This window comes from Streptomyces sp. NPDC043896 (assembly GCF_056435605.1).
On record NZ_JBWKEE010000007.1, the window covers coordinates 247,145 to 271,725 of the forward strand.

26 protein-coding genes are annotated in these 24,581 nt (G+C 73.3%); 16 read left to right on the top strand and 10 right to left on the bottom strand.

Features of this window, described 5'->3' with window-relative positions; translation table 11 throughout:
* The first annotated feature begins 99 nt into the window (after positions 1-99).
* Entirely contained in the window at positions 100-1,539 is a 1,440-nt protein-coding gene (locus AC069X_RS12980) for an NsdA family TPR-like regulatory protein (RefSeq protein WP_125595524.1), read from the top strand.
* 49 nt (positions 1,540-1,588) lie between these two features.
* Here AC069X_RS12980 and AC069X_RS12985 read toward each other — a convergent pair whose 3' ends face one another.
* A complete protein-coding gene (locus AC069X_RS12985; RefSeq protein WP_478727975.1) occupies positions 1,589-2,863 on the bottom strand; it encodes an FAD-dependent oxidoreductase in 1,275 nt (424 codons plus the stop codon).
* A gap of 162 nt (positions 2,864-3,025) precedes the next feature.
* Positions 3,026-3,919: a TIGR01777 family oxidoreductase gene (locus AC069X_RS12990; RefSeq protein ID WP_478727977.1), complete on the bottom strand. Its 894-nt coding sequence runs from the start codon at positions 3,917-3,919 to the stop codon at positions 3,026-3,028.
* A gap of 236 nt (positions 3,920-4,155) precedes the next feature.
* On the opposite strand from AC069X_RS12990, the gene AC069X_RS12995 reads away from it, so the two are divergent.
* The 3 genes from AC069X_RS12995 (at position 4,156) to AC069X_RS13005 (ending at position 6,140) form a co-directional block, all read left to right on the top strand.
* The gene (locus tag AC069X_RS12995) at positions 4,156-5,241 is read left to right on the top strand and encodes a PP2C family protein-serine/threonine phosphatase (protein ID WP_478727979.1); all 1,086 of its coding nucleotides are present in this window, start codon (positions 4,156-4,158) and stop codon (positions 5,239-5,241) included.
* A gap of 8 nt (positions 5,242-5,249) precedes the next feature.
* A complete protein-coding gene (locus AC069X_RS13000) occupies positions 5,250-5,513 on the top strand; it encodes a hypothetical protein (protein WP_478727981.1) in 264 nt (87 codons plus the stop codon).
* Positions 5,514-5,576: 63 nt separating this feature from the next.
* Positions 5,577-6,140: a hypothetical protein gene (locus tag AC069X_RS13005; protein WP_478727983.1), complete on the top strand. Its 564-nt coding sequence runs from the start codon at positions 5,577-5,579 to the stop codon at positions 6,138-6,140.
* Between the two features lie 88 nt (positions 6,141-6,228).
* On the opposite strand, the gene AC069X_RS13010 is transcribed toward AC069X_RS13005, so the two are convergent.
* Positions 6,229-6,486, bottom strand: a complete 258-nt coding sequence (locus tag AC069X_RS13010; RefSeq protein WP_478727985.1) for a hypothetical protein — start codon at positions 6,484-6,486, stop codon at positions 6,229-6,231.
* A 106-nt stretch (positions 6,487-6,592) separates the two neighbouring features.
* Between AC069X_RS13010 and AC069X_RS13015 the strand changes: the two genes are divergently transcribed.
* The gene (locus AC069X_RS13015; protein WP_478727987.1) at positions 6,593-6,976 is read left to right on the top strand and encodes an ArsC/Spx/MgsR family protein; all 384 of its coding nucleotides are present in this window, start codon (positions 6,593-6,595) and stop codon (positions 6,974-6,976) included.
* Positions 6,977-7,106: 130 nt separating this feature from the next.
* The gene (locus AC069X_RS13020) at positions 7,107-8,381 is read left to right on the top strand and encodes an alpha/beta hydrolase (RefSeq protein ID WP_478727989.1); all 1,275 of its coding nucleotides are present in this window, start codon (positions 7,107-7,109) and stop codon (positions 8,379-8,381) included.
* A gap of 5 nt (positions 8,382-8,386) precedes the next feature.
* Here the strand turns inward: AC069X_RS13020 and AC069X_RS13025 are convergent, their stop codons facing one another.
* Positions 8,387-9,322, bottom strand: a complete 936-nt coding sequence (locus AC069X_RS13025) for an alpha/beta fold hydrolase (RefSeq protein ID WP_478727991.1) — start codon at positions 9,320-9,322, stop codon at positions 8,387-8,389.
* Positions 9,323-9,384: 62 nt separating this feature from the next.
* Between AC069X_RS13025 and AC069X_RS13030 the strand changes: the two genes are divergently transcribed.
* The gene (locus tag AC069X_RS13030) at positions 9,385-9,867 is read left to right on the top strand and encodes a MarR family winged helix-turn-helix transcriptional regulator (RefSeq protein WP_478727993.1); all 483 of its coding nucleotides are present in this window, start codon (positions 9,385-9,387) and stop codon (positions 9,865-9,867) included.
* Here the strand turns inward: AC069X_RS13030 and AC069X_RS13035 are convergent.
* Positions 9,857-10,360: an ATP-binding protein gene (locus AC069X_RS13035; RefSeq protein WP_478727994.1), complete on the bottom strand. Its 504-nt coding sequence runs from the start codon at positions 10,358-10,360 to the stop codon at positions 9,857-9,859. The genes AC069X_RS13030 and AC069X_RS13035 overlap by 11 nt on opposite strands.
* 195 nt (positions 10,361-10,555) lie before the next feature.
* Between AC069X_RS13035 and AC069X_RS13040 the strand changes: the two genes are divergently transcribed.
* Complete coding sequence (locus tag AC069X_RS13040; protein WP_478727996.1) at positions 10,556-11,365, top strand: helix-turn-helix domain-containing protein; 810 nt, start codon at positions 10,556-10,558, stop codon at positions 11,363-11,365.
* 2 nt (positions 11,366-11,367) lie between these two features.
* Positions 11,368-11,562 (top strand): DUF397 domain-containing protein, encoded by a 195-nt coding sequence (locus AC069X_RS13045; RefSeq protein ID WP_478728193.1) that lies wholly within the window; start codon positions 11,368-11,370, stop codon positions 11,560-11,562.
* A gap of 437 nt (positions 11,563-11,999) precedes the next feature.
* Here the strand turns inward: AC069X_RS13045 and AC069X_RS13050 are convergent, their stop codons facing one another.
* On the bottom strand, positions 12,000-12,647 hold the full coding sequence (locus AC069X_RS13050; RefSeq protein ID WP_478727998.1) for a TetR/AcrR family transcriptional regulator: 648 nt from the start codon (positions 12,645-12,647) through the stop codon (positions 12,000-12,002).
* A 101-nt stretch (positions 12,648-12,748) separates the two neighbouring features.
* Between AC069X_RS13050 and AC069X_RS13055 the strand changes: the two genes are divergently transcribed.
* Both AC069X_RS13055 and AC069X_RS13060 read left to right on the top strand, forming a co-directional pair.
* Positions 12,749-13,141, top strand: a complete 393-nt coding sequence (locus AC069X_RS13055) for a VOC family protein (protein WP_478728000.1) — start codon at positions 12,749-12,751, stop codon at positions 13,139-13,141.
* A 103-nt stretch (positions 13,142-13,244) separates the two neighbouring features.
* Positions 13,245-14,861, top strand: coding sequence for a TlrC/CarA/OleB/SrmB family ABC-F type ribosomal protection protein (locus tag AC069X_RS13060; protein ID WP_478728002.1), 1,617 nt, complete (start codon positions 13,245-13,247; stop codon positions 14,859-14,861).
* On the opposite strand, the gene AC069X_RS13065 is transcribed toward AC069X_RS13060, so the two are convergent.
* Positions 14,840-15,763 carry a GDSL-type esterase/lipase family protein gene (locus AC069X_RS13065; RefSeq protein ID WP_478728003.1) on the bottom strand — a complete coding sequence of 308 codons (924 nt, stop codon included), beginning with the start codon at positions 15,761-15,763 and terminating at the stop codon, positions 14,840-14,842. The genes AC069X_RS13060 and AC069X_RS13065 overlap by 22 nt on opposite strands.
* 592 nt (positions 15,764-16,355) lie before the next feature.
* On the opposite strand from AC069X_RS13065, the gene AC069X_RS13070 reads away from it, so the two are divergent.
* A complete protein-coding gene (locus AC069X_RS13070) occupies positions 16,356-16,871 on the top strand; it encodes a hypothetical protein (RefSeq protein ID WP_478728005.1) in 516 nt (171 codons plus the stop codon).
* Here the strand turns inward: AC069X_RS13070 and AC069X_RS13075 are convergent.
* A complete protein-coding gene (locus tag AC069X_RS13075) occupies positions 16,864-17,799 on the bottom strand; it encodes a Gfo/Idh/MocA family protein (RefSeq protein ID WP_478728195.1) in 936 nt (311 codons plus the stop codon). The two genes, AC069X_RS13070 and AC069X_RS13075, sit on opposite strands and share 8 nt — an antisense overlap.
* A gap of 229 nt (positions 17,800-18,028) precedes the next feature.
* On the opposite strand from AC069X_RS13075, the gene glnII reads away from it, so the two are divergent.
* Both glnII and AC069X_RS13085 read left to right on the top strand, forming a co-directional pair.
* Positions 18,029-19,078 carry a glutamine synthetase gene (gene glnII, locus AC069X_RS13080; RefSeq protein ID WP_478728007.1) on the top strand — a complete coding sequence of 350 codons (1,050 nt, stop codon included), beginning with the start codon at positions 18,029-18,031 and terminating at the stop codon, positions 19,076-19,078.
* A gap of 579 nt (positions 19,079-19,657) precedes the next feature.
* A complete protein-coding gene (locus tag AC069X_RS13085) occupies positions 19,658-20,275 on the top strand; it encodes a winged helix-turn-helix domain-containing protein (protein WP_478728009.1) in 618 nt (205 codons plus the stop codon).
* 75 nt (positions 20,276-20,350) lie between these two features.
* Here AC069X_RS13085 and AC069X_RS13090 read toward each other — a convergent pair whose 3' ends face one another.
* Positions 20,351-21,838: a PepSY-associated TM helix domain-containing protein gene (locus tag AC069X_RS13090; RefSeq protein ID WP_478728011.1), complete on the bottom strand. Its 1,488-nt coding sequence runs from the start codon at positions 21,836-21,838 to the stop codon at positions 20,351-20,353.
* Between the two features lie 72 nt (positions 21,839-21,910).
* Entirely contained in the window at positions 21,911-22,966 is a 1,056-nt protein-coding gene (locus AC069X_RS13095) for a hypothetical protein (RefSeq protein ID WP_478728013.1), read from the bottom strand.
* Between the two features lie 92 nt (positions 22,967-23,058).
* On the opposite strand from AC069X_RS13095, the gene AC069X_RS13100 reads away from it, so the two are divergent.
* Positions 23,059-23,643 carry a rhomboid-like protein gene (locus AC069X_RS13100; RefSeq protein WP_478728015.1) on the top strand — a complete coding sequence of 195 codons (585 nt, stop codon included), beginning with the start codon at positions 23,059-23,061 and terminating at the stop codon, positions 23,641-23,643.
* 137 nt (positions 23,644-23,780) lie between these two features.
* On the top strand, positions 23,781-24,575 hold the full coding sequence (locus AC069X_RS13105) for a tyrosine-protein phosphatase (protein ID WP_478728017.1): 795 nt from the start codon (positions 23,781-23,783) through the stop codon (positions 24,573-24,575).
* Positions 24,576-24,581 lie beyond the last annotated feature (6 nt).

Below are 24,581 nucleotides of genomic sequence, written 5' to 3' on the forward strand. Positions count from 1 at the left end.
GTGGGGCAGAGAGGGCGGTGTGAGCGGAGTTGGCCGCTACATTCACGCCGTTCACAGGGCCGGGACCCCGGTCCGTCACGTACGGAAACCGTGGAGCCGATGACCGAACGACCCGCCCAGCGTGTCCCCAACCGGCAGCTCGCGGCACTGATCGCGGAAGCCGGGTTCTCCAACGCCGGGCTCGCCCGCCGTGTCGACCAGCTCGGCCTGGAACACGGACTGGACCTGCGGTACGACAAAACATCCGTGACCCGCTGGCTGCGCGGCCAGCAGCCCCGCGGCACCACGCCGGCGCTGATCGCGGAGGTCTTCACCCGGCGCCTCGGGCGGCGGCTGTCGGCGCAGGATCTGGGCCTGGACGCGTGCGCCCCCGTGTACGCCGGGCTGGAGTTCGCGGCCACCCCGGAGGAGGCCGTGGACATCGCGAGCGGGCTGTGGCGCAAGGACTCCGGCTCGCACGCCGAGCTCCGCAAGATCGCCTTCACCCCGGCCGGGCTGGTGGTGCCCAGCCGGGACTGGCTCATCGGCCGGGCCGACGAACGCGTCGGGCGCGGCGCCGACCCCGCGGCGCACCGGGTGCCCACCCAGGGCCGTACCTCCGTCCCCCGCCAGCGGCAGATCGACCGCGGCCCCGGGCAGCGGGTGACCAGCGGGGACATCGCGGCGCTGCGGTCGGTGAGCGAGCTGTTCCGGACCCTGGACCACACCTACGGCGGCGGCCACGCCCGGCAGGCCCTGGTGCGGTACCTGGAGCACGAGGCCGAGCCGATGCTGCGCGGCACCTACGGGGAGACCACCGGGCGCCGGCTGTTCGCCGCCGCCGCGGACCTCACCCGGCTCGCCGGCTGGACCTCGTACGACATCGCCGCGCACGGGCTGGCCCAGCGGTACTTCGTCCAGGCGCTGCGGCTGGCGCAGGCCGCCGGCGACCGGCCGTACGGGTCGTACGTGCTGATCACCATGAGCCGCCAGGCGGTCTACCTGGGGCACGGGCGGGAGGCGGTGCAGCTGGCCCGGGTCGCCCAGCAGGGCGTGGGCTCGGGCCCGCCGCCGGTGGTGCAGTCGCTGCTGCACGCGTCGGAGGCGCGGGGGCACGCGGTGCTGGGCGAGGTGCGGGCGGCGACGGCCTCGCTGGTGCGGGCCGAGCGGGCGCTGGGCGCGGCCCGGCCGGGGGACGACGTACCGCACTGGGCGCGGCTGTTCGACGAGGGGCAGCTGGCGGACGAGTTCGGGCACTGCCACCGCGACCTCCAGCAGTACCGGGCCTCGGCCCAGCACGCGGAGCGTTCGCTCCAGCTGCGTGCGCCGGGGTTCGCGCGCTCGCGGCTGTTCTGCCGGGTGGTGCTGGCGACGGCGCGGCTGGGGCTGGGCGAGCTGGACCAGGCGTGCGCGCTGGGCGCGGAGGCCGCGCAGCAGGCGATGGAGATGCGGTCGGTGCGCGCGGTGGAGTACGTACGGGACTTCGAGCGCCGGCTCGAACCGTACCGGGACGCCGCCGCGGTGCGGACGTACCGGGACCGGGTGTCGGCGCTGTCCTGACGCGGGTGGGCCCGGCCCCGCGCGGGGACCGGGCCCGTCGGGCGCGGGCTCAGGCCGCCGCCGGGAGGGCCGGCTCCGGCTGGGCCGGGAGCGGGATCCCGAAGTCGCGCAGCAGCGCGGTGGCGGCGCGGCGGGCGGAGTGCAGGGCGCCCTGGACGGTGTTGGAGTCGCGGTGGTCGCCGCAGACGTAGAGCCCGGCCAGGACCCGTACGGGCCGCTGCCGGTCGTGCGGCGGGGGCATCGCGGGGACGGCCTCCGGGGTGTGGTGGACGGCCAGGAGCTCCCAGTCCCGGGTGGAGGTCTCGTACAGCCGGGCCAGCCGGGAGGCGACCGTCCGGGCGGGCGGTGGCGGGCCGTGCACGGTGGTGGTGACCAGGCTGCGGCCGGCCGGCGCCCGGGTGGGGTCGACCGCGCTCATCACGGTGGTGTGGGCGACGGGCCACTTGGGGTCGGCGTCCAGCAGCAGCGAGCCGTCCCAGGGCAGGGTTTCGGGGGTCGCGTGGTGGATGACCGTGACCTGGTGGAAGGCGGGCACCCTGAGTCCCGGGAGGAGTTCGGCGGCGGCCCGGGCGCCGGTGGCGAGGAGCACGGCTCGGCAGCCGAAGTCCCCGTGTTCCTCGGTGGTGACGAGGTTCGTCGCCACCGACCGGACCCGGATGCCGGTGCGGACGGTGCCGGGCGGCAGGGCCGCCGCGAGCAGTCCGGGCAGGGTGGCGGCGCCGCCTTCCGGCACGGCGAGGCGGCCTCTGGCGAAGGTGCGCAGCGCCAGGTCGGCGACGCGGCTGGAGGTGGTGAGCTCCGGGTCGCGGAGCAGGGCGGACAGCAGGGGGCGCAGGACGCCGGTGACGGTGCGCGGGGGCAGGCCCCGGGAGCCGAGGGCGGCGAGGGCGGTGCGCTCGGGCCGGGCGAGCAGGCGCTCGGGCGGGAGCGCGGCGAGCCGGCCGAGTGCGGCGCTGAAGCGGGCCTGGTCGAGGGAGCCGCTGGCCAGGGCGCGGGCGGGGGTGAGGGCCCCGGCCCGCTGCTGCCTGCCGTCGGATCCGTGCACCAGGACGCCGGGTGCGAAGGGGCGCAGGTTCAGGCCCGTGAGGCCCGGGGTGCGGGCCGGTTCGGTGTAGGCGGTGTTGAGGAGCTGGCCGACCCGGTCGAGACGGAACCCGTCGGCCGTTTCGGTGGCCATGCGGCCGCCGGGGTCGTCGGCGGTCTCCAGGACGCTGACGGTGACCCCCGCCGCGATCAGGTGGTGCGCGGCCGCGAGTCCTGAGACTCCGGCTCCTACGATGACGACGTCCGCGTGATGTGCGGCATGGTGTGAGCTGCTGAGCACGTGCCCCTCCCCGAGGTCGGCGCGGCTGTGTGGGGATGCTCCTTCCCCCAACGGGCTCCAGGAGAACCCGAGTCCGGCGGGGGATTGCACACAAGTCCGGTCGCACGGCGGTCGCACACGGGTCACGAACGGTCGCACACGATCGCGCCCCTGCTCCCGTCTTTACTTGTTGATGGCCGCCCTGATCGACTCCTCCAGGCCGGGGTGGGTGAAGACGAACCCGGACTCCAACAGCCGGGCGGGGCGCGCCCGCTGACTGCCGAGCACGTCCTGGGAGAGCTCGCCGAGCACGAGGCGCAGGGCGGGGGCGGGCACGGCGAACGGCGTCGGGCGGCGCAGTACGCGTCCCATGGCGGCGGTGACCTCACGGTTGGTCAGGGGCTGCGGGGCGGTGAGGTTGAAGGGGCCCGACAGTCCGGGAGTCTCGACGAGGAACCGCAGGGCGGCGACCTCGTCGTGCAGGGAGATGTACGACCAGTACTGGCGGCCGCTGCCGAGCCGGCCGCCGAGACCGGCCCGGAAGAGGGGGAACATCCGCCCCCAGGCCCCGCCCCGGGCGGCCACGACCAGCCCGGTGCGGGCGAAGGCGGTCCTGATCCCGGCCTCGGCCGCCGGGGCGGCGGCGGCCTCCCACTCGACGCACACGGAGGGCAGGAAACCGGTGCCGGCGGGGGCGCTCTCGTCGACGGCCCGCTCCCCCGTGTCCCCGTAGTACCCGACGGCGGAACCGCAGACGAGCACGGGCGGCGGGGCGTCGAGCGCCGCCATGGCCCGGGAGACGGCGGCGGTCCCGAGCACCCGGCTGTCGCGGATCTCCCGCTTGTACGCGTCCGTCCACCGGTGGTCCCCGACCCCGGCCCCGGCCAGGTGCACGACGGCGTCACACCCCCGCAGCCCGTCGGGGTCGACGTACCCGCCGGCGGGGTCCCACCGCGCCTCCCCCGGCCGGGCGGGGTCGCGGCGCACGAAGCGGACGGTGTCGTGGCCGTCGTCGTGGAGGGAGCGCACGAGGGCCTGGCCGATGAGTCCGGAGGATCCTGTGATGGCGATACGCATGGGGCCAGTCTCCCCGCCCGCACGCGGCCGGATGCGGACTCGCCGCCGTTCGGGGCGGCGCGGGGGTCCGGGGGCGGCGGTGGCCGGGGGCGGAGCCGCCGGACGGCGAGCGGGGGCGGGACAAGGGCGGGGAGCGGGGGGCGGGGAGCAGGGGCGGGGGCGGGGGGCGGGCGGCGCACCACCGGCCGACGGCGCCACCGGGTGCGCGCGCCGGGCCGCCGTACCAGGGTGGAGGGGTGAGACCCCGACGCGAGGAGCCCGGCCGGCTGCAAGGGGCACCGCCACCGCGCTGGGCCCGGATCGCGCCCGCGGTGGCCCTGGTCGTGCTCTGCCTCACCCAGTGGACCACCCGCACCCAGGAGCTGGCCTACTTCCTGGCCGCCCTGCCCGCCGTGGCCGCCTTCGCCTACGGGCCCGCCGGCACCGCCGTCTTCGCCACGCTCGTGCTGCTGCTGCTCGGCGTGCCCGAGCTGCGGGTGGGGAACGCCCGCGGCAGCGATCTGGCCACCGTGGCCACCGTCGGCCTGCTCAGCGTGATCATCGCCTGGGTGCGCAGGCGCCGGGACGCCCAGCTGGTCAGCGTGCGGACGGTCGCCGAGGCCGCCCAGCTGGCGGTGCTGCCGCCGGTCCCCGAGCGGGTCGGCCGGGTGCGGTGCGCGGGGCTGTACCGGGCCGCGCAGCGGGGCACGCTGGTCGGCGGTGACCTGTTCGACGTCCGGGCCGGGCCGTACGGGGTGCGGGCGGTGGTCGGGGACGTGCAGGGGCACGGGCTGGCGGCCGTCGCGACGGTGGCCTCGCTGCTCGGCGCGTTCCGCGAGGCGGTGCTGGACGACACGGAGCTGGCGGCGGTCGCCGTCCGGCTGGACCGGCGGCTGGCCGCGGACGCGGCCGCGGACTCCGTGGCGCACCCGGAGCTGTTCGCGACGGCGCTGCTGCTGGAGTTCCCGGCCGGGCTGGACCTCGTACGGGTCGTCTCGTGCGGGCATCCGCCCGCGCTGCTGCTGCGGGGCTTCGCCGTCACGGAGGTGGCCGCGGAGCCCGGTCCTCCGCTGGGCCTGGGGCTCGCCGGGCCTGCCGTGCCCACGGTGGCCGAGCTGCCGCTGCTGCCGGGCGACCGGCTGCTCGCGCACACGGACGGGGTCACGGAGGCGCGCGACGCCGCCGGGAACTTCTACCCGCTGGCCGTCCGCGTGCCGGTGCTGGCGAACGACCCGGCGGGCCTGGTCCCGGCGGTGTGGCGGGACCTCGCCGCCTTCTCCGGGGGCGGGCCTCGCGATGACGTGGCCCTGCTGTTGCTGTCACTGGATTCACGAGATCCGTAGGAGCAATCATGTCCATGCTGATCATCAAGGGGAACTTCCGGGCGAAGGGCCTCCAGCCCGACGGGGACACCATCGCCTTCACCCCGGACGACGTGGCGGACTGGAGACTCGTGCGGGGCGTCCACCGGGTCCTGCCGAAGGCCGACGGCCGCGCGTCCGTCCGGCTGGAGGGCGTGGACGCGCTGGAGACCCATTACGGGAACGACGAGACGGGCGTGGAGCACCAGCCCCTCCCCCTGGCCCACGCGGCCGCCGACGCGCTGCTCACGTAGCTCGGCTTCACCGACTTCCACCGGGACGACGAGGAGACCGTCATCTCGACCATCCCCGAGTCCGTGCCCGGTTTCGTCCTCACCGGCGGCGCCGACCTCTTCGGCCGGTGCGTGGCGCTGGTCGGCCGCAGGAACCCGCCGGCCTTCAACGGGTACGAGATCGACGTCGACGTCGAACAGCTGAAGAAGACGGCCAACCACCACCTGGTCAAGCAGGGGCTGGCCTATCCGACCTTCTACACCGGCTTCCCCGACCACCTGCGCACGGCCCTGGCCGTCGCCGCCCTGGAGGCGAGGAACGCCACACCCAGGATGGGCGTGTGGGCCGAGGACGTGACCACCGACGACTTCAAGGTCACGGACATCACCTCGCTCACCGCCGACGACGGGGCCGTGATCCTCCCGAAGCTGTTCCGCAGGCTGAAGGACTACCTGGACCTGGGCTTCGGGCCGGAGGGCGCTCCCCTGGCATGCCTCCCCGCCTTCCTCGCGGGGGCCGGCGACCGGTACTACCTCCAGGGGAAGGCCGACCAGGTCACCGGCCTGCAGCACATCGTGAAGGTCACCGACGGCTACACCATGAGAATGACCCGCCGGGTCGAGGAGATCACCTTCGACGAGGCGTGAACGGGGCCGGCCGACCCACGGGCCGGGCGGCCGCCGCATGGGCCGGCCGGCCGCCGCACGGGGCCGGCCGCTGCCGCCCCGGTGCGCGTCAGCCGGCGTTCGCCACGATGAAGGCGCGGACCATCCGGCAGGTGAGGTTGGACGGGCGGTGGATCCCCACGCGCACCGCCATCGTCCGTATCTTGCGGTTGGTGGCGCGCTTCGCGTCGTACGTCCCCGAGTCGAGCAGGGAGATGGCGAGCCGCATGGCCTTCAGGCGGCGGTTGTGGTTCTCGTACCACTCGCGGGGCAGGCCCGCCGGCAGCGGCTTCTTCTTGGGCATCGAAATGATCGCGGCAGCGGCCATCTACAGCCTCCCAAACGGTAGTTGGCTTCCTGTCGTGCTCCTTCGATTTTACCGGCGGGCACTGACAAAAGCCCTGGCCGGACGGAGTCTGGCTAGGCTTGCGGGCATGGAGATCTGGATCAATCCCGCCTGTTCGAAGTGCCGGAGCGCGCTGACCCTGCTGGACGCGGAGGGCGCCGCGTACACCGTGCGCCGCTACCTGGAGGACGTCCCCTCCGAGGACGAGATCCGCGAGGTTCTGGGCCGGCTCGGGCTGGAGCCGTGGGACATCACCCGCACCTCCGACGCCCTGGCGAAGGAGACCGGCGTACGGGACCTGCCGCGCGAGGAGACCGACGAGGCGCGGGGCCGCTGGATCGCCCACCTGGCCGCCCATCCGAAGCTGATCCAGCGCCCGATCATCACCGCCGAGGACGGCACGGCCGTGGTCGCCCGCTCGGAGGAGGCCGTCCGGGAGGCCCTTTCCCGTACGGTCGCCGATCACGGATAGCGACCATACAGGGACGAAAACGGCAATTGTCGCCCGCTCTGCAACCGGACGGGGCATTCCCCCATCAGGACTGACAGGGGAATACCGCCGACTGCCCGCAGGGCAGCATGACCGCTCGGAGTGAAGTTCGTTGCAGCAGCAGTACCCGCAGTCATCGCCGTACGGTCAGCCGTACGGGCAGTCGTACGGACACCCGTCCACGAGCCACGACCCCGGCCCCGGATCCGGTCCCGGGTCCCGGCCCCAGCAGCTGTGCGTGCACTGCGGGCGGCCGCCGTTCGACCCGCACGGCCCCGGCCCCGGCCCCGGTGACGGGTACGACGGGTACGACGGGTACGACGGGCACGAGCCGCCGAAGCGGTCGAAGGCGAAGATCTGGATCGGCGCCGCCGTGATCGCCGCGCTGCTCGCCGGCGGAGGCGGCTGGGCCTACTGGAAGACGGACTGGTTCAGCGGCAACGGCGAGGACGTCAGCTACGCCAAGCCCAAGTCCCCGGGCAAGGACGGGGGCTCCGGCGGCGCGGCCGCGCCCGCCGGCGACTCGGACGTGTCGCTGCCGACCGGGCCCGCCGCGCAGTTCAAGCAGACGACCAAGCTGGACGACGGCACCCGAATATCCAAGACCCGCCTCAAGGGAGCCAAGTCCGGCTTCGAGGGCGACGTCTGGGTGTGGACGCCGAAGGAGTACGACGACCCGAAGTACGCCAAGAGCGCCTTCCCGGTGATGATCGCGCTCCCCGGCGGCAACGGCTACCCCGACAACTACTGGGCGACGATGCCGAACCTGGGCCTCCAGAAGGCGATCGCGGAGTCCTCGGCCAAGGGCACGGGGCTGCCGTACATCCTGGTCATGCCACTCCTGAACCCCGACGCGAAGTACTACTACGACGGCTCCGACATACCCGGCCAGGCCAAGATGGGCACCTGGATCGCCGAGGACGTCCCCGACCTGGCCAAGGCCAACTTCCGCACGTACAAGTCCCGTGACGGCTGGGCCCTCATGGGCAACTCCTCCGGCGCCTTCGTCGGCCTCAAGCAGGTCCTGCAGCACCCGCAGAAGTTCCGGGCCGTGATCGCGAACGGCGGCGAGACCGCGCCCGACTCCCCGCTGTGGAAGAACTACAAGGCGGAGATGGACGCGAACGATCCCGGCAAGCTGGCCCAGAAGCTGATCCAGTCGAAGGGCCCGGAGGTGTACGTCAACTTCCAGTACGGGACGAAGGAGGGCGGCCGGGACCGGCTGGAGAAGTTCCAGCTGGAGAACGGCAAGGGGCCCATCAAGATCGACCTCTACGAGATCAAGGGCGGCGACCACAACGGCTGGGACTACGTGCGCGGCATGAAGGAGCAGGGGCTGGCGGCCCTCAGCAAGGTCATGAAGGGGCCGAAGCCGAGCGCCGGCTGAGCCCTTCAGGCCGACGGGTCCAGGAGCCGGGCGACCTGCGCGGCCGCCGTCAGCGGCAGCGCGTGGTGCGAGACCCCGTCCAGTACGCCGACCCGCGCGCCCGGCAGCGCCCGGCGCGCCGCGTCGGCGGCCCGGCGGGGGTCGTGGCAGCGGGCCCGCCCCGCGAAGAGGACCTCCACCGGCAGCTCCCCGAGCCCGGCCGGGCCGGGGCGCGGGCCGGTGACCGGCCGCACGGTGGGGAAGGCGGCCGTCTCCTCCTGGAGCCGCGTCCAGGCGGGGTCGAGCGCCGCCCCGCCGGTCTCCCAGGCCAGGAAGGAGCGGATCCGCTCCGGGGTCGGCCGCGCCAGCATCGGCAGCGCCCGCAGCACGTAGCCGGGACGCAGCCCGGCGAAGACCCGGGTCGGGTCGAGCAGGACGAGCCGGTCGACCCGCTCGGGCCGCCGCGCGGCGGCGTGGGCGGCGATCCAGGCCCCGTAGGAGTGCCCGGCCAGGGTCACGGGCCCGCCGCCGAGGCCGCCGAGGCCGCTGAGGCCGCTGAGGCCGTCGAGACCGCCGAGACCGCTGAGACCGCTGAGACCGCTGACGCCGTCGAGGCCGTCGAGCAGCGCGTCGAACCAGGCGGTGAGGTCCCCGACGGTGCGCACCGCCCGCCCGGGCGCCGGCACGCTGAGCCCGGGCTCCCCCACCAGGTCCACGGCATGCACCCGCCGCCCCCGCCCCAGCCCGGCCGCCACGCAGGCCCCCCACACGGTGGATGTGGCCCCGCCCCCGGGCAGCAGCACCAGCGGCGGCGCGGACGCTCCGCCCACCGGACCGCAGCTGTTGACGCGGGTGACTCCGTAGGGGGTGGGCACGTCGACGGCCTCGACGGGCCCGGGCCACCGGGCGAGGGCCGCGTCGTAGGCGGCGCGGAAGGAAGTCCGGACGGGGGTGGGGGACATGGCCTGCTCCGATCCCTCGATGGGCGATAATCTCGCTCAGCGAGAGATATTAGGGTGGGGGCATGGTGGACGACAAGGATGAGCAGGACGACAAGGGCGAGAAGGGCGAGAAGGGCGAGAACCTGGAACTGGTGCACCTGCTCCGCGCGGTGACCGTCGAATTCAGCCTCCGCCAGGCGGAGTTCGCCGCCGCCAACGGCATGCACCCGACCGACGTACGGGCCCTGATCTGCCTCCTGGACGCAGGCCGCGCCGCCGAACCCGCCACCCCGGGCCTCCTGGCCACCCGACTCGGTCTCAACTCGGCCGGCACCACGGCGGTGATCGACCGCCTGGAACGCCTGGGCCACGCGGAGCGCGTCCGCGACCCCGAAGACCGCCGCCGCGTGCTGGTCCGCGTGACCCCGGAGGCGATCGAGCTCGGCCAGACCTTCTTCGGCCCGATGCTCACCGCCGTCCAGGACTCCCTGGCCGCCCTCAGCCCCGCCGAGCGCGAGACGATCCGCGCCTTCCTGACGGCGGCGCGGACGGCGTTCACGCCCTGAGGGCACACTCGGCCCACACGGTCTTCCCGACCACGCGGTCGGAAACACCCCACGCGGCGGCGACGCCCTCGACGACCCGCAGCCCGTACCCGCCCTCCGTCAGGCGGGGCCGCCGATCCCGCCGCCCGTCGGACACCTCGACCCGCACCACCCCGCCCAGCCGGCTGACCCGCAACTCGAAGTCCCGCCCGGCCACCCGCCCGTGCGTCACGGCGTTGGCGGCGAGCTCGGCGATGACGAGCCCGACGTCATCGCCGACCCCGCTCCCGTGCGGAATCCCCCAGGCGTGCAGCTGCACGAGCGCGAGATGCCGGGCGAGCCGGGCACCTCGGGGCGTGGCGCTGAACCGCTGGACGAAGACGAACCCCTGGAGGGCGGCGTCCAGGCCGGTGACCAGATCGGCCCAGGCCCGGTCGAGCCGGGGGAGGACACCGGCGAGCCAGTCGATGTCGTCCGCGCTGGTCCCACCGTCCGCGCCGGTCGCATCACGCATGACATTCCACCATCCGTTCGAGTGCTCAATTACCTTGCGTGAGGCCAGAGTTACGCAGGCGGAGCTACGATCGAAAGCGCCCGCTTGACCGACCTGTGCCTTGGTCGGAGCGGCATATTCCGACCCGCTTGGCCTGCGGGAACGCGTCAGGTCCGGTCGTGACCAACCGCATGGGAACGTGGAAAGGGGGCGTCCGTGGAGTCGGATCCACGCCGCCGATTCGCCGAGGAACTCAAGAGCGCCCGAGAGCTGTACCCGGAACGCCGCCTCTCCCAGACGAGCGCGGCCCGTCTGGCGCGCACGTCGAAGAGCACGATCAGCCGCATGGAGTCGGGGGAAGGGGCGATCCCACCGGAGCTGCCGGCGGTGTTGGATCAGATCTTCGAGACGGACGGCTTGTTCAAGCGACTGTACGAGGAGGCAGTGGCACAGAGTTTCCCGGCGATACACCGACGTCGCATGCGGCTGGAACGGGAGGCGATCGCCATCTGGGAGTGGTCGCAGCATGTAGTACCCGGGCTGCTCCAGACCTCCGATTACGCGCGTGCCATCCTGTGCAAGGGCGACCCCCGCGCCGGCGAGACCGAGATCATGAAGGCCGTACGCGCCCGGCTCACTCGGCAAGACATCCTCCGGGGGGCGGCTCCTCCAGAGGTTCGCGTGGTCTTGTGTGAATCCGTACTCCACCGCCACTTGGGTCAGCGCGATGTAATGCGAAGTCAGCTCCGAGCGCTACTGACGCACATGGAGCACCCCACGATCGGCATCCGCGTGCTGCCTTTCGACGCTGAGGCACACTTGATGATCAACAGTTCGGCAAGCTTCCGCACAGCACCCAGCCACGTGACCGTGGTCTGCGTGGAGGCGTACCGTACTACCGGAATCATCGATGAGCCGGAGCATGTGCGGGCAGCGCAGCGCGCCTTCGAGGACCTGATGGGCGAGGCGCTTTCCGCGCGGAGCAGTGCAGACCTCATCAGAGAGCAGATGGAGAAACTGACGTGAAGATGCACCCTGCCCGGAAACAGGATCGGTGGATAAAGTCCAGCCACAGCGGGGCTGACCAAGGCAACTGCATCGAGGTTGCCGCCGGTACGGGCGCCGTCCGCATCCGGGACTCCAAAGTAACGGGTGGCCCCGAGCTAGCGGTGACCCCCACCACCTGGGCCACTTTCCTGGACGGCATCACGACGGCCGGCTGACCCGGAGCGGTCTCACAGCCGGGCTGGGGGCTTCCCGTCAGTCCCATCGTCCTTCCGGTTCGGTCCGGTCCGTCAAGGGCGCTCACTGCGTTCGCGTCACTTCGTGATCGCCTTCGGCGACCCTTGACCGACCGTCCCGCCCCGGAAAGCCGAAAGACTGCCGGGAAACCCCCAAAAGAACGGTCACGGGGCAGAAGAGGGAGGGACGGGTCCGTCAGAGACCAGGCGAGGGGCCGGGCGCCGGCCCACCGGGCATCCGGGCTCCCAGATCCCTGCCGCCAGGGCCGGGGGCGCGGCTACCCGCAGGAAAGGTCGATCAGAGCGACCTGCGGAGCACCCGGGCGCGGCAGATCGCTACGCGCTCCTCATCGATTGGCGTCCGGCGGCCGCCCTGGGCTGATACCCGCGCCGGATGGCGGCCGCCCGGCCCGGGTCGGTCACGCCGGGGCGTAGTCGCCGAGCGCGGGCTCCAGCAGGGCGAAGGCGGTTTCCGCCTCGGCGGTGACGGTGGCGGAGATCCGGGTGCCGGGCCAGCCGGCCAGGGTGAGTTCCTGGATGCGCCGGAACAGGGTGCGGTGCACGGCGCCGAGCAGGGCCGCGGCGGCGCGGAGGGTGATGTCGTCGCGGGATGCGCCGGTGGCGTCGGCCAGGGCGTCGGCCAGGGCCGCTTCGCGCAGGTCGTGCAGGTCGCGCAGGCGGGCGGAGAGGGTGGGGCTGTCGGCGACCATGCGGGCGAAGTCGGGGCCGGAGAAGCCCGCGACCGGCTCTTGCGCCTTCGCCGAGTCGACGAACGCCCGGCGCAGTGCCGCCAGGGCGGACTCGCCGGGCCGGCGGGCTCCGACCACGCCCGCCAGAGAGGCGATGAAGAGGTCCTGGTGGTCCAGGGCCAGGTCCTCCTTGCGCGGGAAGTAGTTGGTGACGGTCTTCTTGGCGACCCGGGCGGCGGCGGCGATCTCGGCGATGGCGGTCTGCTCGAAGCCCTGGGCGATGAACAGCCGGGTGGCGTGGTCGGAGATCAGCTGCCGGGTCTCCTGCTTCTTCGATTCCCGGAGGCCGACGGAGGGCGCGGTGGCGTCAGTACTCATGGAGCAATCTTACCCCCGTGGCATTTTTATGTTGACACCCCGGGGGCCCGTGGTCTAACTTTACGTCCGTCGTAAGTTTCGCCTTGACCTAAGGATGCGCCTTGCAGATCACCACCTCCACCGTCTCGCTCACCGTCGACGACGTAGCCGCGTCCCAGAGGTTCTTCACGACCCACCTCGGCTACACCGAGCAGGCCGCCTCCGACGGCTTCGCGTCCCTGACCCGCCCGGACGCGGCGGTCGACATCGTCCTGCTCGCCCGCGGCACCGAGGTCCTGCCGGCCGATCAGCGCGACCGGCGCGCCTCCGGCCTCATCCTCGCCTTCACCGTCCCCAGCGGCATCGCGGACGAGGAAGAGCGCATGCGGGCCGCGGGCGTGGACGTCACCATGCCGCTGCGCGAAGAGCCCTGGGGCGAACGCCTCTTCCAGATCACCGACCCCAACGGCGTGATCGTCCAGTTCGTGGAGTGGGCCGCACCGGCCACCGCCTGACCCCGCACAGAGGAGAACTTCCATACGAAACCCGCTCCCCCCTCGCCCGCGCACGACACCGAACGACATCCACCGGCCCGGCCGAGAACAGGGGAACCGCACCTTGCGCACGTCACAGCTCACCCTCCACGACCTCACCAAGCGGTACGACGACCACGTCGTCCTGGACCGCGTCAGCCTCACCGTCAAGCCCGGCGAGAAGGTCGGCGTCATCGGTGACAACGGCTCCGGGAAGTCCACCCTGCTCCGGCTGATCGCCCGCCAGGAGCGCTTCGACAGCGGCGAACTGACCGTCGAGGCACCCGGGGGCACCGGATACCTGCCCCAGACCCTGGACCTCCCGCCCGGCGCGACCGTTCAGGACGCCGTCGACCTGGCCCTCGCCGACCTCCGCGCGCTCGAAGCGCGCATGCGCCGCGCCGAAGCCGAGCTGACCACGTCTGAGTCCGCGCCGACGGCCTACGCCGCACTGATCGAGCAGTACGAGGCCCGGGGCGGCTACGCGGCGGACACCCGGGTGGGCATCGCCCTGCACGGCCTGGGGCTGCCCCGGCTGGACCGCGACAGGCGGCTGGGCACCCTCTCGGGCGGCGAGCGGTCCCGCCTGGCACTGGCCGCCACCCTGGCCTCGGCCCCCGAGCTGCTGCTGCTGGACGAGCCGACGAACGACCTCGACGACCAGGCGGTCGGCTGGCTCGAAGAGCACCTGCGCGCCCACCGCGGCACGGTGATCGCGGTCAGTCACGACCGCGTGTTCCTGGAGCGCCTCACCACCACGGTTCTGGAGGTCGGGTCAGGCGGCGTCTCCCGCCACGGCAACGGCTACGACGGCTACCTCTCCGCGAAGGCGGCCGAACGCCGGCGACGGCTGCAGGAGTACGACGACTGGCGGACCGAGCTCGGCCGCAACCGGCAGCTCGCCGAGTCCAACGTGGCGCGGCTGGACGCCATCCCGCGCAAGATGCCGCTCAGCGTCTTCGGTCACGGCGGCTTCCGTGCGCGCGGACGCGGACACGGAGCCATGGTCCGCATCCGCAACGCCAAGGAACGGGTCGAGCGGCTGACCGCCAGCCCTGTGGCCCCGCCTCCCGAGCCCCTCGTCCTCACCACGCGCATCGCCACGGGCCCCGGCACCGCGAGGACGGCCGCCCGCCTCACCGACGTCCGGGTCGGCGAGCGGCTCGACGTCCCCTCCCTGTCGATCGGGGCCGGCGAACGGCTGCTGGTGACCGGCCCCAACGGCGCGGGCAAGAGCACCCTGATGCGCGTACTCGCGGGAGAACTCGCCCCGGACGCCGGCTCGGTGGACGTCAGCGGACGGGTGGGCCACCTGCGCCAGGAGGAGACGCCCTGGCCGCCCGGGCTCACCGTCGCCGAGGCCTTCGCGGCGGGGCGCGCGGGCGACCCGGACGAGCACACCGCCGCGCTGCTCGCGCTCGGCCTGTTCCGGCCGGCCGATCTGCGGCTGCGCGTCGGGGACCTCTCCTACGGACAGCGGCGCCGGATCGAGCTGGCCCGGCTGGTGAGCGACCCGGTCGACCTGCTGCTCCTGGACGAGCCCACCAACCACCTGGCGCCCGCCCTCGTCGAGGAACTCGAAGAGGCCCTGGCCGACTACCAGGGCGCCCTGGTCCTCGTCACCCACGACCGCCGGATGCGGTCGCGGTTCAGGGGCTCGCACCTCGAACTGTGCCGGGATCAGCCGGTGAGGTGCCGGTAGAGCGCCTCGTGCCCCTCGCCGGTGGGGTGTATGCCGTCGGCGAGGAGCTCGGGCTTCCCCTCCAGCGGCTCCCACATGTCGACGAAGTCGATGTGCTCCTCCTCGCACCAGGCCCGCATCGACTCCCGGAGGGTGAGCGCTCGTTGCCGGGTGAAGCACAGGCCCTCGTAGTCACGAGTGCGCTCTTCGTCGAGCCAGACGGGACCCAGAACGACCAGGCGCGCATGGTGCGCATGGGCCGTGGCGGCCAGTGCGTCGAGACCGTCCTCGATGTTCGCCAGTCCATCGGCATCCGGCGTCGACAGGGGCACGGCGGAGTCGTTGATGCCTGCCGCGAGCACGATCGTGTCAGGCAGGCGGGGAGGCAGAAGGGTGGGCGTCTGCTCGCTGACGGCCGCCAACGTGGAACCGGGGACGGCGAGGTTGAAGACGCGGTGCGCGGTCTCGTTCCCGGCTATGTGGGCGGCGGCCAGGCGGGCCGCCCATCCACCCTGCGGATCGCAACGCCCGTAGGCGATGCTGTCGCCCACGATCACGATCCGCGCCGCCGGCCGGAGCGGCTTCGCGTCCAGGTAGGCCCAGGCGCTCTCCCCGGACGAAAGGACCACCCGCCGGCGGGTGTAGTCGTCGACCTCGTAGTCGTCGGCTGCGGCGAGTTCCTCATCGGTGAGGTGAAGGACGGCTCCCTCGACCTCACTGCCGAGCTTGCGCTCCAGGGTCAGGTGAACGTCCAGGCCGCTGGCGGCGATCACGTCCGGGTCGGTGATCTTCAGCGGCCTGGTCGTGTACCCGGCCAGCGACGCGGGACGACTGGGCACGACCCGGCCGAAGAGGGCCCGCTGAACCTTCGGGTCCATCAGCGTGCCGAAGGAGAACAGGATGTGGGGGCGCGAATCGCTCACGACGACGCTTTCTTCAGAAATCGATCAGCTGTGTGGATCACGGTACCCACTCCCCGTCCGCACCGGATCTCAGCCCAGGACGGCAGCCGGACGCCAATCGATGAGGAGCGCGTAGCGATCTGCCGCGCCCGGGTGCTCCGCAGGTCGCTCTGATCAACCTCTCGTGCAGGTAGCCGCGCCCCCGTCCCTGAACCAGGAATCAAGGCCGCCCGGATGCCCGGCGGGCCGGCCCCCGGCCCCTCGCCCATCGCTGACGGGGCCGCTCCTCCCTCTCTTGCCCCGTGACCGTTCTTTTGGGGGTTTCCCGGCAGTCTTTCGGCTTTCCGGGGCGGGCCGGTCGGTCAAGGGGCGCCGAAGGCGATCACGAAGTGACGCGACGAAGGAGCGCCCTTGAGGGACCGGCACGACACGGAAGGACGATGGGACTGACGGGAAACCCCCATCCCCTCCCCGACCCGGGCCAAGGGGCTGCCGCTCCCGCACCCCCGCCCCGCACCCGCACCCGCACCCACCTTCACGCCGCCCCCATCCCCTCCCCACTAGGGTGACCCGAGGAGCAAATGCACCCAAAACGCACCAGAGGACCATGCCTATGACCGAACAGCCCACCCCCTACCCCATCGCCCCGCCCCGCCGCGGGGCCGACTGGATGTTCGGCGGGGTGTACGGGACCGTGCTGGCCAGTGGGCTGCTGGCCGCGCTGGACCAGCGGGGCGGGGAATACACGCCGTTCTACGACGCCTGCTGGATCCTCGTCACCGCCGCCGCCGGCGCCCTCGCCCACGGCTACGCGCACCACATGGCCGACCACCAGACCGGATCCGCCGCGCACCGGTGGCGGCTGCTGGGCCGGGCCCTGTGGAACGAGTGGCCGATGATCGCCGCCACCCTCCCCACCGTGGTCCTGCTCCTGCTCGCCTGGGTCGGGGGCTGGGAGCCGTACGGGGTGACGGCCGTCGGACTCGGGCTGAACACGGCGCTGCTGTTCGCCTGGGGGGCCTTCGTGGCGCTGCGGGTCGGCTACCGGATCGGCTCGGCCCTGCTCATCGGCCTGGCCGACGCCGCGATCGGGCTGGTGATCATCGTGGCCAACGCCCTCATCAAGTAGCGTGCCCCAGCTGCCCTTCCGCCTCCGCCAGGATCTCCGTCAGCCGGGCCCCGAACTCCGCCCCGCGCGGGTCCGGCACCCCGGTGCGCGCGGCGTCGAGCAGCGCGTCCAGGGCGCGCCCGTAGGCACCCGGTACGTCGCTCCAGTCCGGCAGCGAGAAGACGCCTTCGGCCCCGCGCAGTTCGAGCCCCACCCCGGCGGCCGCGCGCGGGGCGCCCAGGCTGAGCACGGCGGTACTGGCGGCGCCCGAGGCGTGCCGCAGGGCCAGCTGCACCAGGTCGGACGGGCCCCGGGTGGCGGAGACGGCGGTGACCTCGCCGAGCACCGGGATCAGGACGGACAGGGCGTGCGGGCCGACGTCCCACAGCCCGCCCTTGGCCTTGCGCCAGGGCGAGTCGGCGTACGCGCTGGGCTCGCCGGCGGGCGGGAAGACCGCGCCGAGCCAGCGGGCGGAGGCGGTGAACCACCCGGAGCGCCCGGCCTGTTCGCGGACCCAGCCCGCCGTCGGCTCGGCGAAGCGCAGGGTCAGGAAGACGACGGAGGCGACCGTGTGCGCCGCGGCGGCGTCGGCGACGGCGCGGGCGTCCGCGACCGTCGTGGCGACGGGCTTGTCGAGCAGCAGGTGGCAGCCGGCGGCGGCCGCGCGGACGGCGAGCGGAGCCTGGACGTCGGGCGGCAGGGCGAAGGCCACGACGTCGCAGTCGGCGAACAGCGCGTCGGGGTCTTCGTACACCTTCACCCCGTACGCCTCGGCGAGCTCGGCCGCGGCTTCGGGGCGGCGGCCCCAGACTCCGGCGAACTCGGAGCCGGTGTGCGCGGCGAGGGCGGGGGCGTGGGTGCGGCGGGCCCAGGGGCCGGTGCCGAGCAGGCCGACGCGGGGGCGGGCGCGGCGGGGGCCGTCGCCCGGGCCGTCACCGGAAGAGTTCAAATCGTACGAAATGCTCACCCGCTCAGTGTGCCGCACTCGGACGGATGCACAGCGACCGACTCGATCAAGCCACCCGACCTGCGGCGTAAACCCCGGTAACACAGGGTTCACACATGGGCAACGGATGAGAAATCGCCACGGGGCACGCTGCGGTCAACACCGCAGCGTTCCGCAGCGCCCGCAGAGTCAGCACCCGCAGAGTCAGCACCCGCAGAGTCAGGATGGTCCCGTGAGCTACAAGGCTGAGTACATCTGGATCGACGGCACCGAGCCGACGGCGAAGCTCCGCTCCAAGACGAAGATCCTGGCTGGGAGCCCCTCCCACACCGAAGGTCCTGGGGGAGGCGCGGAGCTGCCGATCTGGGGCTTCGACGGTTCGAGCACGAACCAGGCCGAGGGCCACGCCTCGGACCGGGTCCTCCAGCCGGTCTTCTCCTGCCCGGACCCGATCCGCGGCGGGAACGACATCCTCGTCCTGTGCGAGGTGCTCAACATCGACATGACCCCGCACGAGTCGAACACCCGCGCGCTGCTGCGTCCGGTCGCGGAGAAGTTCGCCGCGCAGGAGGCCATCTTCGGCATCGAGCAGGAGTACACCTTCTTCGACGGAACCCGCCCGCTCGGCTTCCCGGTGGGCGGCTTCCCGGCGGCGCAGGGCGGCTACTACTGCGGTGTCGGCGCGGACGAGATCTTCGGCCGCGACATCGTCGAGAAGCACCTGGACCACTGCCTCGCCGCCGGCCTGGAGATCTCCGGCATCAACGCCGAGGTCATGCCGGGCCAGTGGGAGTTCCAGGTCGGCCCGCTGGGCCCGCTGGAGGTCTCCGACCAGCTGTGGATCGCGCGCTGGCTGCTGTACCGCACGGCGGAGGACTTCAACGTGTCGGCGACGCTGAACCCGAAGCCGGTGAAGGGCGACTGGAACGGCGCGGGCGCGCACACCAACTTCTCCACGAAGGCGATGCGCGAGGACTACCGCGCGATCATCTCGGCGTGCGAGGCGCTGGGCGAGGGCAGCAAGCCGCTGGACCACGTCAAGAACTACGGCGCGGGCATCGACGAGCGCCTGACGGGTCTGCACGAGACGGCCCCGTGGAACGAGTTCAGCTACGGCGTCTCGGACCGCGGCGCGTCGGTCCGCATCCCGTGGCAGGTGGAGAAGGACGGCAAGGGCTACATCGAGGACCGCCGCCCGAACGCGAACGTGGACCCGTACGTGGTGACCCGCCTGATCACGGACACCTGCTGCACGGGCCTGGAGAAGGACGGCCTGGTCTGATCCGACCGGCCCCCGGACCTGACGACGACGGCGGCGCCCGCCCTCCCCCGGGAGCGCGGGCGCCGCCGTCGTCAGGCCCGGGTCGTCGCGGCGCTCGACGCAAGCGGGATCGCGGCGCCGGACGGCGAGGGGCTGTCGTGGGCGTGGGACGGGTCCGCCCACGATGCGATACGGGTGACCGGGCTCGACTGGCGGAAGCGGCTTTCGGGCTGACGGTATGTCGGGATTGTGACGGCCTGACGAAGACGTGACGACAGAATATGAGATTCCGGTCCGGCAAGTGAGACGCAACCTGCCCCGGGGTCCTCGTTTCTGCTTCAATGGCGCCCATGGCCAGCCATCCGTACTACCCCAGAGGTCGCAGCGACCTGGAGCCGTTCTGGCCGTCCCGTCAGGATCACGACTTCGACCGGGTGTGTTGCCGCGCCGAGAACGCGCCGGCCCTCTAAAGCCTTCCGGGACCACTCACCAGACCCGCCCCGGGGCCTTCGGTCTGCGCGGTACGCAACGACTACGTGCACACGAACCTGCACACGTACGTCCTCTGCCGATCACTCCGCGTGAAAGAGCTGACCACTCATGACGAACACCCGTTCCTTCGCTTCTGCCGCCTCCGCCGCGACCTCCGCTCCCCTGCCCTTCCCGCCGAGTCCGCGCCACCGGCTCCGCGCCGTGGACCGGGACGAGGTGGCCCGCGTGGTGGACCTGCTCCCGCCGGGCGCCACCTGGCTGCCCGCGCCCCAGCACGCCGTGCCGGCGCTGCCGGGCCAGCCGCCGATGGTCGGCTACCTGGTCCTCGTACCGGCCGACCAGCAGCCGGTCGCCTTCGCCCCGCAGTCCGTTCCCGTCGCGGCGCCCGCCGCCGGACCGGCCGCGCACACCCAGCCTGCGACCGGGCCGTCCACGACCACCGGAGACGCGCTCGTGCGGATCGACGCCGCCCGGCGCACGGCCGAGGTCGACGGCGAGCAGCTGGACCTGACCTACCTGGAGTTCGAGCTGCTCGCCCACCTGGTGGCCCACCCGCACCGGGTGCACAGCCGCGACCAGCTGGTGACCACGGTGTGGGGGTACGGGCACGTGGGCGACGGCCGGACCGTCGACGTCCACATCGCCCGGCTGCGCCGCAAGCTGGGCGCGGCGCACCGCGGGGCGATCCAGACCGTCCGCCGGGTCGGGTACAAGTACACGCCCTGACGCCCTGACGCCCGGTATGACCGTGGGCCCGTGCGCGCGCGAGCGCGTACGGGCCCACGGCCGTTCAGGCCCCGGCTACACGCCGGCGGCGGCCTTCGCCGCGCGCCGGCGCCCGGCGAACCCCACGGCCAGGTCGATCACGAGGAACGCCAGCAGGCTGAGGCCCAGCAGCGGGACGAACCAGCCCACGACCGCCGTCACGCAGGCGAACGGCAGCAGTACGGTCACCGGCAGCCTGCGCCAGGCGCCGCGCGGCTGGGCCCGGCCGACCGAGCGGCGGTTCTCCTTGGTGGGGCGGCGCATCCACCACATCCGGTAGCCCCACACGACGAGGAACATCACGGCGACGGCGAGCGCGGCCAGCGCGATCTCGTTGGCGATGCCGAAGGTGAGGCCCATGTGCAGGTCGATGCCGAAGCGGGTCATCTTGGCGAGCAGCGGGTAGTCGGCGAAGCGCAGGGTGTCCATGACCCGGCCGTCGGCGGGGTCGACGGCGGCCGAGTCCAGGTTCACCGGGAGCGTCTTGTCGTTCTCCTTGACGACGTAGCCCTTGCCCTTGGCGGGCAGGGTCACGCGCAGGTTCTCGGTGACCCCGGCGGCGCGGGCGGCCGCCACCGCCTGGTCGATGCCGATGTCGTGGACGGGGGCCGGCGGGGGCATCTCCATGCCGTCGGTCATGACGTGTCCGGCGTGCTCGTCGCCGCCGTCGGCGCCGGCGCCCGCGCCGGGATCGAGCTTGGCCGTGACGGAGGGGGTGGCGCCGCCGAGCCGGTCCTGGAGCTGTCCGATGTTCTCGCCGGCGTAGTTCGACCAGGTCAGGCCGGTCACGGAGAGGCCGACGAGCCCGGCGGCGGCCCACAGGCCGACGGTGCCGTGCCAGGAGAGGGTCTTGCGGCGGCCGGTGGCCTTGCGGTCGGGGAGGACCAGGTCGGCCTTGCGGGCGCGGCGCCGGCCGATCCACAGGGCGAGTCCGCCGAGGGCGACCACCCAGAGCCAGCTGGCGGCGAGTTCGCTGTAGTTGCGGCCGAACTCGCCGAGCTGGAGGCTCGCGTGGAACTCGCTCAGCCAGGCCCGCAGCGGCAGCGCGTCACCGGCGGTGGTCAGCTGCCCGCGCACGTCGGTGGTGTAGGGGTCGACGAAGACGGTGAGGGTCTCGCCCTCCGCGAGACCCGGCTTCTCCATGATGACCCGGGTGGTCGCGTCCGCTTCGGGCGCGGGCCACACGCCGAGCACCTTGCCGTCGGGGGCGGCGGCCTGGGCGGCCTTCACCTGGGTGCTGAGCGGCACGGCGGCTTCGCCGACTCTGTCGACGGTCAGCTCGTGGGAGTAGAGGACGCGCTCCGCCTGCCAGGAGCCGGCGTACAGCAGGCCGGTGGCGGCGGCGAGGAAGAGGAACGGGGCTATGAGCAGGCCCGCGTAGAAGTGCATGCGCAGGAGCAGGGGCCGCAGCGCGGCCCAGCCGCCGCCGGTGCGGCGGGCGGGTGAGGCGGCGGCCGGTGCTCCGGCTTCGCGGACGGGGTCGTCCTGACGTTCGTCACGGGACGTGTCGACGATGTCGGTCATGTCGGTCCTGGGGTTCGGCGAGACAGGGGGAATCGGCCCCCAGGTCCCGTCCGCCGCCCGGGATCGCGCCGGTCAGGCGTGCGCGGGGAGCGGTACGGGTGTCGCCGGAGCGGTTCCGGCCGCCCTGCGGGCGGGGCCGGCGGCGCCCGGTGCGTGCGCGCGCGAAGGGGCGCACCGGCGGCCCGGGGCGACGCGGTGGGCGTGCGCTGCGGGGTCCGCCGGCCGGGCGGGGCTCTGGCGACACGGCCTCGGGGCCGTGGTGCGGGTGTCGGGCCGGCCGGGCGGACCGCGGCGGACCGCGGTGTGGGCGTGTACGGCTCCGCGCAGCCGGCGCGGGCGTTCGTACGGAGGGCAGTGCGCGGGCGGGGCCGGTACGGGGGCCGGCCGGGTCAGCAGCAGGGCGAGGACGCGGGCGAGCGGCCGGGCGGCGAGCAGCGCGGTGGCGCCGAGCGCTCCGGCGATCCGGAAGACGGCGGCTTCGCCGCGGGCGAGCCAGGCGGCGCAGAAGAGCCCGGCGAGGAGGTGCGCGGCGATCATGCCGAGGCCACCGTGCCCGGCCATCGCGAGCACGTCGCCGACACCGCCGGCCATGTCGCCCATGGCGTCCGCGCCGCCGGCCATGTCGCCCATGCCGGCGACCGTGGTCCCGGAGCCCATGCCCCCCGAGCCCGTGCCGCCGGCCGTTCCGCCCGCCAAGTCGCCCATGCCGCCCATGCGGGCGGCGCCTTCGGCGCCCGTGCCCGGCACGTGCGCGGCGGCGGCCGGGGCGTCCATCCGCATGCCGGGTACGTGGTGGTGTCCGGGCATCGGCTCGGGCAGGACGGCGGCGGGGGCGGCGGGGCCGTTGTGTCCGTGGCCGTGCCCGGCCGCCTGGCCGGCGGAGAAGGCGAGGTGCAGGACGCCCTGGACGGCGAGCAGCGCGGCGGTGATCCCGGCCGGGCCGCAGCGGCGCCCGGCGGCGGCCCAGGCGAGGGCGCCGGTCACGGCGAAAGCCAGCAGAAGACTGCCGATGGGGACATCCGTCCCGGACATGTACGAATGCCCCACCGCGCCCAGAGCGACGCACACGGCCGCGAACATCGCGGCCCGCGTACCGCGCATCGGCGCACGGAGTGGGGATTCAGTCATGTTCCGGTCATCGTCTCACGGGGCCCGCCGCCGCCCGCAAGAGGGCCGTATCCGATCATGGACCGGTGAATCCATCGCCGTGGTCATGGTCAGTGCCGCTGGGAGCGGTCTACGCGGGCGGGGTCCAGCTCGGGGCGCACGCCCTCGGACGGCTGGATCCGGCCGCGCGGGAGCGGGTGCTGCGCGGCTGCTCGACCAACGTCGACAACCTCGACACCGGCCACTGGGAGACCCTGCTGAGCAGCGCCTTCGTGGTCGAGGAGCCGATGCCGCTGCCGTACGCCCTGCTGCTGGTCGCGGTCCTGGGCTACGCGGAGTACGCGTACGGGGCGTGGTGGACGGCCGCCGCCTTCCTCTTCGGGCACGCCTCGGCGACGCTCCTCGTCTACGGCGCCCTGCGCCGTACCGCCGGTCCCGAGACCCGCCGGGCCCTGGACGTCGGCACGAGCTACGGGTTCAACGCCGTCCTGGGCGCCCTGACCTCGGCGCTGCCGCGCGGCCCCGTGCGGGGCGCCGCCCGGGCGGGCCTGCTGGTCCTCGCCGCGCAGCCGCTGCTGCGGCGCGGGCGGACGTTCACCGACGCCGGGCACCTGGTGGCGCTGGGCGTGGGGATGGGCCTCTCGGTCGCCGTCGATTGTCTTTCCCGACCGAAGCATCGGAAAATCGCTCTTACCTGACCAAATCCCCAAGAACCGGGAAGGTCGCGCATGGATGAGCACAAGCAACACGAGTAAGTCACCCGGGCACCCCACCCACCTCCACACCCCGCCCGGGTCCGCCACGCACTACGAGCCACACCGCTGGAGCCGCCACGATGACCGCCACCCCTTCCGCCACCGTCGCCAACCTCCGCGACCTCGGCGGCACCCCGCTCGCCGGCGGCCGCACGGTCCGCCCCGGCCTCCTGCTGCGCTCGGGCGCGCTGGACCGGCTGGACGTCGACGCCGACCCGGTGGTGGCGGCGCTCGGCCTGCGGACCGTCATCGACCTGCGCAGCGACGCCGAGCGGGCCGACCACCCGGACCGGATACCCGACGGGGTCCGGCTGCTGGTCCGCGACGTGCTGGCCGACAAGATGAGCGACCACCGGATGCCGGCCGCCGCGCAGCTGAAGGACCTCCTGGCCGACCCGGCGGTGGCCATGGAGCACCTGGGCGGCGGGAAGGCGCAGACCCTGTTCGGCTCCGTGTACCGCTCCTTCGTCAGCACCGGCTCCGCGCACGCCGCGTACCGCACCCTGCTCACCGAGGCCGCCGACCCCGAGGGCGGCCCGCTGCTCTTCCACTGCACGGCCGGCAAGGACCGTACGGGCTGGGGCGCGACGCTGGTCCTCGCGCTGCTCGGCGCCGACGAGGACACCCTGATGGCCGAATACCTGTCGGTGAACCCGGCGGTCAAGCAGGCCTTCGCCCCGATGATCGAGGGCTTCACGGCCGCGGGCGGGGACCCGGACATCGCGCTGGCCCTGATCGGGGTGTTCCCCTCCTACCTGGAGGCGGGCCTGGACGAGGTCCGCGTCCGCTACGGCTCGATGGAGAAGTACGTGCACGAGGGCCTCGGCGTCTCCGAGGAGACGGTCGCGGCGCTGCGCGCGAAGCTCATCGCCTGAGGGGCG